A 14,257-nucleotide genomic window follows, 5' to 3' on the forward strand; every position below is an offset into this window, starting at 1 on the left:
ATCTATGCTGTACGAGTTTTGTGCCGAGAACTTTGAGCGGGTGCCGGCGGCTATCGATGCCGGTGCAAGGCGTATCGAGCTGTGCGACAACCTTGCCGTTGGTGGCACCACGCCTTCTGCCGGCGTTATCAGCGCTACAGTCAGCTATGCTCACGAGCATGACGCGCGAGTGATGTGCATGATTCGCCCGCGTGGCGGTGACTTTCATTACAACCAAGACGAGCTGCGCATGATGGAGATGGACCTGGGCCTTGCCGTAAGCGCCGGCGTTGACGGCTTGGTCTTTGGCTGCTGCAAGCCCTGCGCTGGCGGATGGGCGCTCGACGAGCTTACGTTGGGCGCCCTCGTGATGGCCGCGGGCTGCGCGACCGAGGAATGCAAGCGTGAGCCCATCGACATCACCTTCCACATGGCGTTTGACCAGCTCTCGCCCGAGGCTCAGCTCGACGCGATTGACACACTCGCCGACTGCGGCATCACACGCATCCTGACGCACGGCGGTGCCGCCGGCACGCCGATCGAGGACAACCTAGAGCATCTGTCGCGTCTTATCGAGTGTGCGGGCGACCGCTTGACCATCCTTCCCGGCGGCGGCATTTCCACGGCCAACCGCGATACCGTGGCGGCGGCACTGGGCGTCTCCGAGCTCCATGGCACCAAGATCGTACCGCTGGAGGTGTAGCCCGTGGCGCTTGTATTCGATGTTCAGCAGGCGAGCGGCAAGCCCGACGACAACCGTCGCCCCGGTACCGCGTGCCCCTTTTGCAACACGGAGGGGCTCACCGACATCATTCGCCGTGATGGCGATTGCATTTGGCTCGAGAATAAGTTCAAGACCCTGCGCGCCACCCGTCAAACCGTGCTGATCGAGTCGGCCGATCACGATGCCGACCTGGTGACCTATGAGCCGGATGAACTCCACCATGTGATGCGGTTTGCCCTGGGTTGCTGGCAGCAGATGATCGATTCACAGCAGTATCGCAGTGTGCTCATGTACAAGAACAAGGGTCCGCTCTCGGGCGGTAGTCTCGTTCATCCGCACATGCAGATTGTGGGTTTGGAGCAGGAAGACGGCTACACTTCGCTGACTTCTGCCAATTTCGAAGGCATCAATGTCTGGCAACAGGGGAGAATCTCGGTCAACATCTCAACCGAACCGATTATGGGGTTCTTTGAGGTCAATGTTTCAGCCCCGCAGGGAATCGCCGCCAGCGATGACACGAGAGACCAAGCCGAGGCGGATCTCTTCGCCGATGCGATCCAGGTAGCTCTGCGCTATATCCTGAACGAGCACCACGGTGGTCGCGCAGAGTCGTACAACCTGTTCTTCTATCACCTGGGCGGTCGGACCATTGCCAAGGCGCTGCCGCGTTGGGTGGTTTCGCCCTACTTTGTCGGCTATCGTTTGGCCCAGGTCAATGCTGAGACCACGCTCGATGTCGATGCGGAGCGACTCCGCGCACATCTGGAGGCGCTCGCATCGTAAAGTGAGCGCCCGCACACTGCGGACGGTTTAGCGCGCCATTGCATCGCGGCCGGCCTCGACCCGCTTGCGCTGGGCGGCGCGCTCCTCGCCGGTCAGACGCTCAAAGAGATGCCCGATAAGCGAGGCGAGCACCTGCTGAAACAACGTTCCACACATGACGGGAAACACGACTTCGCCCGGAAAGTATTGCGTGGCGATGACGGCGCCCGAAGAGATGTTACGCATGCCGCAGGTAAAGCACATGGTAGTCGTCTCGCTATATGGCAGATGCAGCGCACGGGCGACCAGAAAACCGACGACAAAGCCGCTGATGGCGAAGGCCAAAATAAAGAGGGCGACTTCCAGGCGCACCGCGTTCATGTGCAGCACGTACTCGCTCATGGCGGTGGAGTTGGAGGCGATAACGCCCATCATCATGAATTTGCAGGCGGGCGAGAGCGCGGGGGAGAGCTTCTCGTGTCCCCATCCACGCGTGAGCTCGTTGATCACGATGCCGAGCACGGCGGGGATGGCGATCATAAAGGCCATGTCCTGCATCATGCTCGGCACATCGATCGAGACGGTGGCACCCAACAAGAGCTTAAGCGTGAGCGGAATCGTCACAGGGGAGATAACCGAGGACGTCAGGATGATGGTGAGCGCGAGCGGGCCGTTGCCGCCGAACATGCTGATCCACATAAAAGCGGTGACGGCCACGGGCACGCTGTACTCGAGCACGATGCCGCAGACAAGGTTGGGGTTGGAGCCAAAGAAGAGTGACCCTATGGCATACGCCGCGATGGGAATAAGCACTGCCGAGACCAGCAGCGCCAGAATCAGGTGCAGCGGACGGTGGAACACCTCGGCTACCTGGTGAAAGGTGTTGCTGAGCGCGCCCTGAAACGTCATAAAGGCGAAGAGGGCGGGAACAATGGGCTTGAGCACGCCGATCTGCTGGGGAAAGAGCACGCCGAGCGCCACGCAAATCGGAACGATGATCTGCATATGCCCCGCGAGGAACTTTCCCAGTCCAGCCCATTGCTTCATATATCCCGTGACTCCCTTTATCCGCGAACTCGTTTGTATGGATATGCTAGACGCTCGTATGCGTCCGTGCGGCTGAAACGCTCGATTATTTCGAGGCCATTACCGCCATCGTTTGCCGAAACCGCGGCGCACCGCGGCGTTTTGCGTCCGCGCTGCACGGTATAATAAATCCGTTCAACAGATCTGCCTGCCGAAGCGGGCATACACAGAGGACTCATCGCTATGAACCGTGAGAGGTATCGCGGCGACCTGCCCCTATCAGGGGTGGGTGCCTATGTCATCGCTTAAGACGACGCATCGCTGGGCGGTCGCTCAGCAAAACCCCGAGCTCGAAAAGGAGCTTTCGGCTGGTCTGGGCATTCCCGGGCTGGTGGCGCGCATTATGGTCGCGCACGGCATTGGCTCCATCAAAGAGGGCCAATTGTTTTTGACGCCTTCGCTCGATCGCGACTGGGCCGACCCACTCATTATCCCGGGCATGTCGGTCGTTGCCGACCGCGTCGAGCGTGCTATTCGCAACCACGAGCACATTGCAGTCTTTGGCGATTTTGACGTTGACGGTATTACGTCGACCTGCCTGTTGACCGAGGCGCTGCGCACGTTTGGCGCCGATGTCACGCCGTTTATTCCGCATCGCTTTGACGAGGGCTACGGTCTTTCGCGCGCGGCACTCGACCGCGTTAACGAGCTCGCTCGCCCCCAGCTGATCGTGACCGTCGATAACGGCATTGCCGCCAAGGAAGAGGTTTCCTATCTGGAGAGCCTGGGGATCGATTTGGTGGTCACGGACCATCACGAGCCCTCCGACCAGGTGCCGCAGGGTGTGCCCCTGACCGACCCCAAGCTCGAGGACGAGGGCCCCTCGCGCGAGCTTGCCGGTGCTGGTGTGGCGCTCAAGCTGGTGCAAGTCCTGGGTGAGCGCCTGGGCAAGCCGTCGTATTGGCGTTCGCTAATCGAGGTCGCGGCGCTGGGCACCGTGTCCGATATGATGCCGCTTACGCCCGAGAACCGCGCACTGGTCGCCGAGGGCATCCAGCAGATGCGCGTGACGGCCCGTCCCGGCTACATCGCACTTGCCGCGCTTGCCAAGGCGGACCTTTCGAGCATTACGGCGGATGGCCTGTCATTCTCGCTCATTCCCCGCTTAAACGCTGCCGGTCGCATGGCCGATCCCAAGCTGGCGCTCGACCTGCTGCTTGCCCGCAATCCCATCGAAGCAAGCGCGCTGGCGGCTGAGCTCGAGGAAATCAACCGCCAGCGCCGTGAGATCGAGGCGGAGCTCACGCGCGATGCCATGGCAAAGGTCGAGGAGACCTATGACGGCGGACGCGCGATCGTCGTGGGCGGCGAAGGCTGGCACGAGGGTGTCAAGGGCATCGTGGCAAGCCGTCTGACCAACCGCTATCACGTGCCGGCGCTGCTGTTCTCGATCGAGGACGGTATCGCGCGCGGTTCTGGTCGCTCGGTGGGCAAAGTTAACCTGTTTGACGCCGTCGAGCGCTGTTCCGACCTGCTGATTCGTCGCGGCGGACATGCCGGTGCGGTGGGTGTGACCATCGAGGCATCCAAGCTCGATGAATTCCGTCGTCGCCTTTCCGCCGTGCTATCGGAGATTCCCGCCGAGGACTTTGAAGACATCGACGAGGTTGCCGCCACGGTCGACCTTTCCGAGCTGAATATCGAGACTATAGAGCAGATTTCCCGTCTTGAGCCGTTTGGCCAGGGCAACAAGGTGCCGCTGCTGGCCGCCGAGGGCGTGACGATGTGCGATCGCGCCGTGGTGGGCAAAACCGGCGAGCACATGCGCTTTGTGGCGACCGATGGCGCCGCGAGCGTGCCGGCCATTATGTTCCGCGTGCCGCAAATCGATAAGCTCATCAACTGCGATAGCGCTGTCGACTTGGTGTTCGAGGCCGTTGCCGAGCATTGGCAGGGGCGTGTGAAGCCCAAGCTCATGATCAAGGATGTCTTGGTGCGCGATACCACGGCGTCCAATATCGACGATCCGGCATGTGAACTTCGCCGCGGCGTGCAACCGGCGGATTCTGGCCTGCGCCTGGAGTCGCGTAAACGCGAGACGCTCGCCCAGCTTTCTTATGCTGAGCTCACGCGCTCGCTTATCCATAGCTTTATCGGCTCGAACCAGCCGCACCGCGCGCAGGTCGAGGCGCTCGATGCCCTGGCCGATCACCAAAGTGTTCTGGCCGTTATGGGAACGGGGCGCGGCAAGTCGCTTATCTTCCACGTGCATGCCGCGCGCGAGGCGGTCCTTCGCGGGCGTGCGAGCATCTTTGTCTATCCGCTGCGCGCGCTCGTTGCCGACCAGGCCTATCACCTCTCGTCGACGATGGCAGCGCTTGGCATTGGCGTTGGCGTGCTGACCGGCGAGACCGTGGAGGCCGCACGCGATGACGTGTTCGCCGGTCTAGCTTCGGGCCGCACCGGTATCGTGCTCACGACGCCCGAGTTCCTGTCTATCCACCGTGACCGCTTTGCGCGTTCGGGCCGCATCGGCTTTGTCGTTATCGATGAGGCGCATCATGCCGGTCTTGCCAAGGGCGGCGACCGCAGCGCCTATCTCGACATGCCCGATATCCTCAAAGCCCTGGGCGACCCGGTCGTTATGGCTGCGACGGCCACCGCGACGGCTCCGGTTGTGGCCGAGCTTGCCCGCATGTTGCCGATCACTCGCACGGTGGTCGACGAGACGGTGCGCGAGAACCTGCGGCTCGAGGACGACCGCGATCTTGCAAGTCGCGAGAACCGTTTGGTGTCGATTGTGGCGACGGGGGAAAAGACCGTCATCTACGTCAATTCGCGCGACCAGTCCGTGGCGCTCGCCAAGACGTTGCGCAAGCGTGTGCCCGATTGCGCAACCCATATCGCGTTCTATAACGCGGGGCTTGTGCGTTCCGATCGCCGTCGCGTGGAGGAAGCATTCCGAGACGGCAGCCTCAGCTGCATCGTCTCGACATCTGCCTTTGGCGAGGGCGTCAACCTGCCCGATATCCGCCATGTCGTGCTCTATCACATGCCGTTTGGCGGCATTGAGTTTAACCAGATGAGCGGCCGTGCCGGTCGCGATGGCCAGCCCGCCGTGATCCACCTGCTCTATTCGTCGCGCGATGCCCGCATTAACGAGCGCCTGCTCGACTGCTACGCACCCGAGCGCGACGAGCTCGTCACACTCTATCGCGCGCTGCAGACCATGTGGCGCTCCAACCGCGGCAAGACCGGGGATGATTCATTCTGCGCAAGCGATATCGACATCGCGCAGATGTGCCTTGCCATCGATGCCCGCACGCCGGTCGACGAGCGCTCGGTGGAAAGCGGCCTAGGAATCTTCGAAGAGCTTGGTTTCTGTCGCGTTTCGGGGTTTGACGACACCCGTCGCATCGCGATGGCCGAAAACCCCGGCCGCGTGCAATTGAGCAGGTCAATTCGCTATTTGGAGGGCTTGCGCTCGCGCATGGAGTTTTCGGCTTTCCGGAGCTGGGCGCTCGATTCGTGCGCTTCTGATATGCTAGCCAAAGTTAACCGCCCGATCGTACCGCGGGCCTAGGGGAAGGGGACCTCGATGGATGCCGCAGCCCGTACCGCCCATGATTCCACCCTCCAGCCGTTTTCGGAGATGGAGCACTATAAGCATGCCGATGAGCTGCCGCCCGAGATTATGGCGGACAGCTACGACAAGCTGGAGCGTCTGTGCCTCAAATATATGAATGAGGACGACTTTTCTAAGGTTGAGCAGGCCTACTGCTTTGCTGCCGAGAAGCATTGCAACCAAAAGCGGCGCTCGGGTGAGATGTACATCAACCATCCCGTCGAGGTGGCCATCATTCTGGCCGATCTTAAGATGGACTGTGACGTGGTGTGCGCCGCGCTGCTGCACGATACCGTCGAGGATACCGAGACTTCGCTTGCCGATGTTTCCGGCCTGTTTGGCGATACGGTGGCCGAGCTCGTCGATGGCGTGACCAAGCTCACCAACATCGAAGTCGACAGCATGGACGAGAAACAGGCCCTCACGCTGCGCAAGATGTTCCTCGCCATGTCCAAGGACATCCGCGTCATCATCGTTAAGCTTGCCGACCGTCTGCACAACATGCGCACCCTTGCAGCCCTGCGTGAGGACCGTCGCCTGTTTAAGGCTCGCGAGACCATGGACGTGTATGCGCCTCTGGCCGACCGTCTGGGCATGAGCTCCATTAAATGGGAGCTCGAGGACCTGTCCTTCTTCTACCTTGAGCCCGACGCCTACCAGCGCATCGCGCGCATGGTGGCTGAGTCGCGCGAGGTTCGCGAGCGCTATCTGGCCGAGACCATCAAGACGCTCACCGACGAGCTCAACCGCATTGGCCTGGAGGGCTTCCAGATCAACGGCCGCTCCAAGCACTATTGGTCCATCTACCAAAAGATGAAGCGCAAGGGCAAGGAATTCTCCGAGATCTACGATTTGGTGGCGCTGCGCGTTATTACCCATTCGGTGCGCGATTGCTACTCCACGCTCGGCGCAGTGCATACGCTGTGGCACCCCATGCCCGGTCGCTTTAAAGACTATATCGCCATGCCCAAGGTCAATAACTACCAGTCGCTCCATACGACGGTTATCGGCCCCACGGCCCGCCCGCTCGAGATTCAGATTCGAACCTATGAGATGCATGAGCAGGCCGAGTACGGCATTGCCGCCCACTGGCTATATAAGAAGTCGGGCGGATCGTCTGCTTCCAAGACCAATGACGCTCAACGTTTGGACGACCAGATCAACTGGCTCAAGCATTCGCTCGATTGGGCTGCGTCTGATGAGATCACCGACGCCAAGGAATACCTGCATTCGCTGAAGGTCGACCTCTTCGATCAGGAGATCTTCGTCTTTACGCCCAAGGGCGAGGTCATGGCGCTTCGTGCCGGCTCCACGCCGCTCGACTTTGCCTATGCCGTTCACACCGAGGTGGGAAACCATTGCGTCGGCGCCAAAATCAACGGTGCGGTGGCTCCGCTCACGCACGAGATTAAGACGGGTGACCGTGTCGAGATCCTGACTAACAAGAGTTCCAAGCCGTCGCGTGATTGGCTCAAGATCGTTAAGACGCCTTCCGCCAAGTCAAAGATCCGCCGCTATTTTGCCGCTGCGACCAAGGATGACGACGCTGCTGCCGGCCGCGATATGCTGGCCAAGGACCTGCGGAAGCGTGGCTATGGCATTTCTACGCCGCGTTCGACGCGTGCGCTCAACGCCGTAACGGAGCAGTTTAACTTCAAGCAGCTCGAGGACCTGTTTGCCGCCGTCGGCGCCGGCAAGGTTGCCCCGCGCACTGTGGGCAATAAGGTCGAGCAAATCTTGGACCCCAAGCCCGAGGAACAGCTCACCAAGGCCGAGGCTATCGCCGAGGTCGTGAAACAGCCTGCTCGCGGCTCCAACCGCAAGCCGCAAAAGCGCGGCAAGAGCGCCAGTAACGGCATTATCGTCAAGGGCGAGAGCAACAGCGGCCTGCTGGTCCGTCTGGCTCATTGCTGCAACCCCGTGACGGGCGACGACATCGTCGGCTTCATCACGCGCGGTCGTGGCGTTTCGGTACATCGCGCCAACTGCCCCAACGTCAAGGGTCTTATGGAACATCCCGAGCGCATGATCGATGTGGAGTGGGACGGCGCTGCCGACACCCTCTTCCAGGTCGAGATCGTGGTCGAGTGCTTGGACCGTATGGGCCTGCTCAAGGATGTCACCATTGCCATTGGCGATGCGGGCGGCAATATCCTTTCTGCCGCCACGTCGACCAACCGCGAGGGTATTGCAACCCTGCGCTTTATGGTCGAGATCTCGGACGCGAGTGGTCTGGATCCGCTGCTGGCTTCCATCAGCAGTGTCGATTCGGTCTACGACGCTCGCCGTCTTATGCCCGGCGAAGGCGGAGCTCAGCTCAAGCGCCGTGTGTAGGTGCGAGAGCCTCTCAGCATCATAGATATTGGTTACGTTCGAGGCATCGTTTGGTGCCTCGAACGTATTTTAGAAGGAGGGTATGCGCATGGGCGATATGACTTTGGACCTGACACCCCGAGGTGCGGCTTCGATTGAGGCGCTCGTCAACGGCCCGATTCAGACCAACAGTTACGCCGTGATTTCGAATGACGAGTGCTTAATCGTCGATCCGGCGTGGGAGGGCGAGCGTCTTGTGGAGCATATCCGCACCGCGCATTCCGAGGTGCGCGTACTCGGCTCTGTCTGCACGCACGGTCATGCCGACCATGTTGGCGGGGTTGCCGGGGTTCGAGCTGTCGTTGGCGACAGCGCACTATATGAGTTGTGCGCTAAGGACGTGACGGTACCTCGCGCAAATATCGAGGAGCAGCGCGCCATGTGGGGCATCGAGACGCCCGATCCGGGTGAGCCGACGCGCTTGCTTGCCGAGGGCGATACAATCGAGGTGGGCGACGTCTGCCTGCAGGTGATCGAGACGCCGGGGCATACGCCGGGCGGCATCGTCCTGTTCGCCGCGACCGAGCAGGGGAACATCGCCTTTGTGGGCGACACGCTTTTCCCGGGCAGCCACGGTCGTACCGATCTTTCCGGCGGTGACGAGGCGGCGATTATGCGCTCGCTTTCCAAACTTGCCAAGACGCTTCCGCCCGATACCGTTTGCTTGACGGGCCATGGCGATTCGACCACGATGGCGCGCGAACTTATGCAGAACCCGTTTATGCAGATGTAGGCTCGAAGCCGTCTTTCGAACCACGAAGACCGCTCAATCGTCAAGCTATTTTCCCCAGTGGGTCGATTCTGTGGGGCAAACGGTCAAAATTTGTCCAATCGGATGGTATTCGTGAACAAACGAACGTTTATGCTCGGGTATGTCGTGGTAAAATCTCAGGCGTTATCGGAGCAACCTTACAGGAGGTTTCTTTTATGCTCGTCAACGCAGCAGACATGCTCAAGAAGGCCGAGGCCGGCAAGTACGCTCTCGGTGCCTTCAACACCAACAACCTCGAGTGGACCCTGGCTATTCTCCAGGCCGCCGAGGAGGCCAAGTCTCCGCTGATCCTTCAGTGCACCGCTGGTGCCGCTAAGTGGATGGGCGGTTTCAAGGTCTGCGCCGACATGGTCAAGGCTGCCGTCGAGGCCACGGGCGTTACCGTTCCCGTCGCCCTTCACCTCGATCACGGTTCTTACGAGGACTGCTTCAAGTGCATCGAGGCCGGCTTCACGTCCATCATGTATGACGGCTCTCACGAGGAGACCTTCCAGCTTAACCTCGACCGCACCAAGGAGCTCGTTGAGCTTGCCCACTCCAAGGGCATGTCCATCGAGGCCGAGGTCGGCGGCATCGGCGGCACCGAGGACGGCGTGACCTCCAACGGCGAGCTCGCTGACCCCGCTGAGTGCAGGCAGATTGCTGACCTGGGCGTCGACTTCCTCGCCTGCGGTATCGGCAACATCCACGGCGTGTATCCCGCCGACTGGGCTGGCCTTTCCTTCGAGCGTCTGGGCGAGATCAAGGCTCAGACCGGCGACCTGCCCCTCGTTCTGCACGGTGGTACCGGCATCCCCGAGGATCAGATCAAGAAGGCCATCTCCCTGGGTATCTCCAAGATCAACGTCAACACCGACCTGCAGCTCGTCTTCGCCAAGGGCGTTCGCGAGTACATCGAGGCCGGCAAGGATCAGCAGGGCAAGGGCTTTGACCCCCGCAAGCTCCTCAAGCCTGGTCGCGACAACATCGTTGCCCGCACCAAGGAGCTCATGGAGGAGTTTGGCTCCGTCAACAAGGCGTAAGCGTAGCTAAACTTCCCACCGGAAGCCCCGTCTCCCTACACTGTTTCCTTTGCGCTCACCTGGCTTTGCCAGAAGTCGCGCCAAGGAAACAGTTCCGGGAGACGGGGCTTCCTTCGTTTAACGCCGCAGGGTTACGAGTCTGAATTAAGGTGGCTACTGGCTTCGCTAGAAGTCGCGCGACGGAATCAGCTCCGGGTGAACGGGGCCTCCTTTGTTAACTCGCTACAGGGTTACTGGGCTGAATTCATTTTTAGAGGTACCGTTTATCGGTGTTGAGGGTTCCTTTATTGGGGCTTTCTTTTTTATCTCGCTACAATGGGCTTCAAGAGTTCTAATGACTTGGAGTTTGGTATGGCTGTTATTAATGTGCTGCCTTCGGATGGGAAGGTTATTGACGAGGGGCCTGTTGGTTGCTCTGTTGATGTTTGCTGCGATGACTTTCGCCATCTCGATATTGGACTACCGCCTGAGATTCTTCGTCTTAAGGATGCCGGGTATTTGACGCAGGCTGTTGCCGCCTGCGATCGCCTTTTGGAGCAGAATCCTGAGCCTTCCCTGGCAGCCTGCGTTCGTGCCGAGCGGTATCGCATGCTTGAGACGCCGCTTCATTTTTCGGTGTCGCGCGATCGAGCTATTGCGATGATTCGCGAGGAGTGGCCTGAGTTTACCGAGGAGCAGTTTGACGATCTGATTGACCGTAAGCGTATTGACTGGCGCTTTATCGACGGCGAGCTGTTCGTTCTCGACAACTTCCTCGATTCGCTTCGCGTATATCCCAAAGAGGTCCCCGGCATGCGTCCCGATTCTACGGACGGAATAGCACTGCGCAACGAGATGCTCAAGGAGATGGAGTCGCAAAACGGATTGACTCGCGTTATTACGCTTCAGGCGTCCTTGTCTGTCCCCGGCGCTCTAGAGGGGGAGACCGTTCACGCTTGGCTTCCCGTTGCCGCCACCTGCCGCCAACAGTCTCAGGTCGAGATTCTCGACATGACGCCGGAGGGTACTGTTGCTCCCGCGAACGCTTCGGCGCGTACCGCCTCGTGGTCTTCTTCGAGTGAGCGCTCATTCTCGGTGACCTATCGTTATCACATCGATGCTGCTTATTGTGATGTCTACGGTGGCACACTTCCGGTTCATCCGCGTATGGACGCGCCTCTGCCCGAGGATATTTCCGAGGACCGTCCGCACATTGCATTTACGCCGTATCTGCAGCAGCTGACGGCCGGTGTTGTTGACGGACTCGAGGATCCGCTCGATCGCGCTCGTGCTATCTATGATTACCTGACGCAGTATATCGACTATCGCTATCAGCCGCCGTACTTGCTTTTGGGATCTATTGCCGATGACTGCGCGCATTCGCTCCGCGGCGATTGCGGCGTTATGGCGCTCACGTTTATCACCATGTGCCGTATCGCGGGCGTGCCTGCCCGTTGGCAGAGCGGCCTGTACGTTGCGCCCGATTCGGTGGGGTCGCACGACTGGGCAGAGTTCTATACGCCGCAGACCGGTTGGCTCAACGCCGACGTGTCATTTGGATCTTCTGCTCGCAGGATGGGGGAGGAGTGGCGCCGCCGTCACTACTTTGGCAATCTCGACCCATGGCGTATGGTGGCCAACAATCGATTCCAGGCAGAGTTTGAGCCCTCTTTCGACGGCATGCGCGAGGACCCTTACGATAACCAGATGGGTGAGGCTTCGGTCGACGGTCGCGGATGCCGTCAGCGCGAGATGCTACGCACGGTCGAACTCATCGAAATGCTTGAAGTTCCATTTTCGGACTAATCAACAGAAAGCTGTGATAAACTAACTCACGCATTACGTGCCCGAGTGGCGGAATTGGCAGACGCAGTGGACTCAAAATCCACCGTTGGCAACAACGTGCGAGTTCGAGTCTCGCCTCGGGCACCATACATGCAAGTGAGCGTTCAAGGGGGTTGCGGCCCCCTTTTTCGTGCCGAACTCGCGTGAGCGCGCGAAGCGTTAAGCAAACAGGCCTGCGGCCTGTTTGTAGCGGAGCGTGGCGAGGGCGCCACGCGTCCGAACCCCGGGGCTTCGCGAAGCGAAGGCCCTTCGAGTCTCGCCTCGGGCACCATACATGCAAGCGAGCGTTCAAGGGGGTCAAGGCCCCTTTTTCGTGTACGTAATGTGATAACGCGCTGTACGTGTTATTATTCGCAAGGCGTTGTTCCCGCAATGCCCTAAAGAGGAACCCGAGGGTTCCCACCTTTTGGCGCCAATGAGCAGCTGACTGGTCATACAACTTAGATTCCCTTCCTCAAATCGAGGAAGTCTATGTGTACGACCTGGTTGCTGAGAAGCGCCGGGTTATTTTTTTATGAATGGAGGTAGGGAAAATAGCTAAGTCTGATGACACTCGCATCAACGACGAGATCACTGCATCGTCGTGCCGTTTGATTGGCGTCGATGGCTCTCAGCTCGGCCTGTTCGCCATTCGCGATGCCCAGCGCGTCGCCGACGATCAGGGTCTCGACCTGGTCGAGATCGCTCCCAACGCGGAGCCGCCGGTCTGCAAGGTCATGGACTACGGTAAGTTCAAGTACCAGCAGGCCATGAAGGCCAAGGCTGCTCGTAAGAACCAGTCCAAGGTCGAGGTCAAGGAAATGAAGTTCCGACCCAAGATCGACGTTGGCGACTACGAGACCAAGAAGGGCCACGTTCTGCGTTTCCTCAAGAAGGGCGCACGCGTTAAGATCACCATCATGTTCCGCGGCCGTGAGATGGCTCACCCGGAGCAGGGCCTTAACGTTCTCGAGCGTCTCGCCGAGGATCTCAAGCCTTACGCTACGGTCGAGTCCAAGCCTAAGATGGAAGGCCGTAACATGCTTATGCTGCTCGCCCCGATTAAGGGCGCCTTCGATGAGGATAAAGCGGCAAGCGATACTAAGTAACTAGTGTTCTGTAACCGATTAAGGAGTATTTCATGCCTAAGATGAAGTCCCACAGCGGCACCAAGAAGCGTTTCCGCAAGACTGGTACCGGCAAGCTTATGCGCGCCAAGGCTTTCAAGAGCCACATCCTGAGCAAGAAGTCCACCAAGCGTAAGCGTGGCTTCCGTCAGGAGACCGAGATTGCCGCTGCCGACCGCAAGGTCATCAAGTCGCGTCTCGCCTAAGTTCGCGTTCCCGTTTTTCGTTTTACCGTCTAGGAGTTGATAGAACATGGCACGTATTAAGCGCGCTGTTGCCGCCAAGAAGAAGCGCCGTACCGTTATGCACCGTGCGAAGGGTTACTACGGTGCCGCTTCGCGTACTTACAAGCATGCTAAAGAGCAGGTCCAGCACTCCCTGCAGTATCAGTATCGTGATCGCCGCAACAAGAAGCGCGAGATCCGTTCTCTTTGGATCACTCGTATCAACGCTGCTGCTCGCCTGAACGACATCTCTTACTCTCAGTTCATGCACGGCCTGAAGGTTGCCGGCATCGAGCTCGACCGCAAGGTCCTGGCTCAGATGGCTTACGAGGACATCGAGTCCTTCAACGAGCTGGCTACCATCGCCAAGAAGGCTCTCGAGGCCTAATAGATTCTCTTGAATCGCTAGGGGAGTGTCGCGTTGTGCGCGGCGCTCCCTCTTTTTATCTGAAGCGCGGTTTACATTGCTAAAAGCGCGGGTAGATAAACACTTACAGGTGACCGATCTCTATATATTCCTGAACCAAAGGGTCATCATCTGATACGTGCGGAAGATCCGCACCAGTCTTTCTATTACCTATAGAAAGCAATATGTTGTGTAGGACTTGTGAAGAGCGGAATTGACGTCCCACAGAGCTTCGCGGTCTGGCAATATATCTCCTTGCCGCGCGGCCCGGTCGAACCGGATCAGCCGCAAAGCGTGCACCTTGAGAACCGGATACTGCGAGGATGGACACTTCCGAGTGTCGCATCCGGGCAGACATCGAACCATTTGAAATGGTCTAACTTGGATTTGTTTTTCGCAAGGCCGCCGAGAGGC

Annotated in this window: 11 protein-coding genes and 1 tRNA gene; 11 read left to right on the plus strand and 1 reads right to left on the minus strand. The window is 59.3% G+C overall.

Features of this window, described 5'->3' with window-relative positions:
* Window positions 1–4 precede the first annotated feature (4 nt).
* Window positions 5–682 (plus strand): copper homeostasis protein CutC, encoded by a 678-nt coding sequence (locus tag AB5202_RS00770; RefSeq protein WP_368143362.1) that lies wholly within the window; start codon window positions 5–7, stop codon window positions 680–682.
* A gap of 3 nt (window positions 683–685) precedes the next feature.
* The gene (locus AB5202_RS00775) at window positions 686–1,486 is read left to right on the plus strand and encodes a DUF4931 domain-containing protein (RefSeq protein ID WP_368143361.1); all 801 of its coding nucleotides are present in this window, start codon (window positions 686–688) and stop codon (window positions 1,484–1,486) included.
* A gap of 27 nt (window positions 1,487–1,513) precedes the next feature.
* On the opposite strand, the gene AB5202_RS00780 is transcribed toward AB5202_RS00775, so the two are convergent.
* Entirely contained in the window at window positions 1,514–2,512 is a 999-nt protein-coding gene (locus AB5202_RS00780; protein WP_368143360.1) for a bile acid:sodium symporter family protein, read from the minus strand.
* Between the two features lie 274 nt (window positions 2,513–2,786).
* On the opposite strand from AB5202_RS00780, the gene recJ reads away from it, so the two are divergent.
* The 9 genes from recJ (at window position 2,787) to rplT (ending at window position 13,825) form a co-directional block, all read left to right on the plus strand.
* Entirely contained in the window at window positions 2,787–6,074 is a 3,288-nt protein-coding gene (recJ, locus tag AB5202_RS00785; RefSeq protein ID WP_368143359.1) for a single-stranded-DNA-specific exonuclease RecJ, read from the plus strand.
* A 15-nt stretch (window positions 6,075–6,089) separates the two neighbouring features.
* On the plus strand, window positions 6,090–8,450 hold the full coding sequence (locus AB5202_RS00790) for a RelA/SpoT family protein (RefSeq protein ID WP_368143358.1): 2,361 nt from the start codon (window positions 6,090–6,092) through the stop codon (window positions 8,448–8,450).
* A gap of 88 nt (window positions 8,451–8,538) precedes the next feature.
* Complete coding sequence (locus AB5202_RS00795; protein WP_368143357.1) at window positions 8,539–9,222, plus strand: MBL fold metallo-hydrolase; 684 nt, start codon at window positions 8,539–8,541, stop codon at window positions 9,220–9,222.
* Window positions 9,223–9,416: 194 nt separating this feature from the next.
* A complete protein-coding gene (gene fba / locus AB5202_RS00800) occupies window positions 9,417–10,283 on the plus strand; it encodes a class II fructose-1,6-bisphosphate aldolase (protein ID WP_368143356.1) in 867 nt (288 codons plus the stop codon).
* A gap of 351 nt (window positions 10,284–10,634) precedes the next feature.
* A complete protein-coding gene (locus tag AB5202_RS00805) occupies window positions 10,635–12,068 on the plus strand; it encodes a transglutaminase-like domain-containing protein (RefSeq protein WP_368144644.1) in 1,434 nt (477 codons plus the stop codon).
* Window positions 12,069–12,107: 39 nt separating this feature from the next.
* A tRNA-Leu gene (locus tag AB5202_RS00810) sits at window positions 12,108–12,194 on the plus strand.
* 431 nt (window positions 12,195–12,625) lie between these two features.
* Window positions 12,626–13,195, plus strand: coding sequence for a translation initiation factor IF-3 (infC, locus tag AB5202_RS00815; protein ID WP_006234423.1), 570 nt, complete (start codon window positions 12,626–12,628; stop codon window positions 13,193–13,195).
* A gap of 32 nt (window positions 13,196–13,227) precedes the next feature.
* The gene (rpmI, locus tag AB5202_RS00820) at window positions 13,228–13,419 is read left to right on the plus strand and encodes a 50S ribosomal protein L35 (RefSeq protein WP_006234422.1); all 192 of its coding nucleotides are present in this window, start codon (window positions 13,228–13,230) and stop codon (window positions 13,417–13,419) included.
* A 46-nt stretch (window positions 13,420–13,465) separates the two neighbouring features.
* Window positions 13,466–13,825, plus strand: coding sequence for a 50S ribosomal protein L20 (gene rplT, locus AB5202_RS00825; RefSeq protein WP_006234421.1), 360 nt, complete (start codon window positions 13,466–13,468; stop codon window positions 13,823–13,825).
* Window positions 13,826–14,257 lie beyond the last annotated feature (432 nt).

This window comes from Collinsella aerofaciens (assembly GCF_040915545.1).
In the GTDB taxonomy this organism is placed as follows: Bacteria; Actinomycetota; Coriobacteriia; order Coriobacteriales; family Coriobacteriaceae; genus Collinsella; species Collinsella aerofaciens_BE.

Excerpts from the sequence above, each read along its gene's own strand:
- AB5202_RS00805 (WP_368144644.1), top strand. The coding sequence starts at position 10,635 with ATGGCTGTTATTAATGTGCTGCCTTCGGATGGGAAGGTTATTGACGAG.
- rplT (WP_006234421.1), top strand. The coding sequence starts at position 13,466 with ATGGCACGTATTAAGCGCGCTGTTGCCGCCAAGAAGAAGCGCCGTACC.
- recJ (WP_368143359.1), top strand. The coding sequence starts at position 2,787 with ATGTCATCGCTTAAGACGACGCATCGCTGGGCGGTCGCTCAGCAAAAC.
- AB5202_RS00790 (WP_368143358.1), top strand. The coding sequence starts at position 6,090 with ATGGATGCCGCAGCCCGTACCGCCCATGATTCCACCCTCCAGCCGTTT.
- infC (WP_006234423.1), top strand. The coding sequence starts at position 12,626 with ATGGAGGTAGGGAAAATAGCTAAGTCTGATGACACTCGCATCAACGAC.
- AB5202_RS00780 (WP_368143360.1), bottom strand. The coding sequence starts at position 2,512 with ATGAAGCAATGGGCTGGACTGGGAAAGTTCCTCGCGGGGCATATGCAG.
- AB5202_RS00795 (WP_368143357.1), top strand. The coding sequence starts at position 8,539 with ATGGGCGATATGACTTTGGACCTGACACCCCGAGGTGCGGCTTCGATT.
- fba (WP_368143356.1), top strand. The coding sequence starts at position 9,417 with ATGCTCGTCAACGCAGCAGACATGCTCAAGAAGGCCGAGGCCGGCAAG.
- rpmI (WP_006234422.1), top strand. The coding sequence starts at position 13,228 with ATGCCTAAGATGAAGTCCCACAGCGGCACCAAGAAGCGTTTCCGCAAG.
- AB5202_RS00770 (WP_368143362.1), top strand. The coding sequence starts at position 5 with ATGCTGTACGAGTTTTGTGCCGAGAACTTTGAGCGGGTGCCGGCGGCT.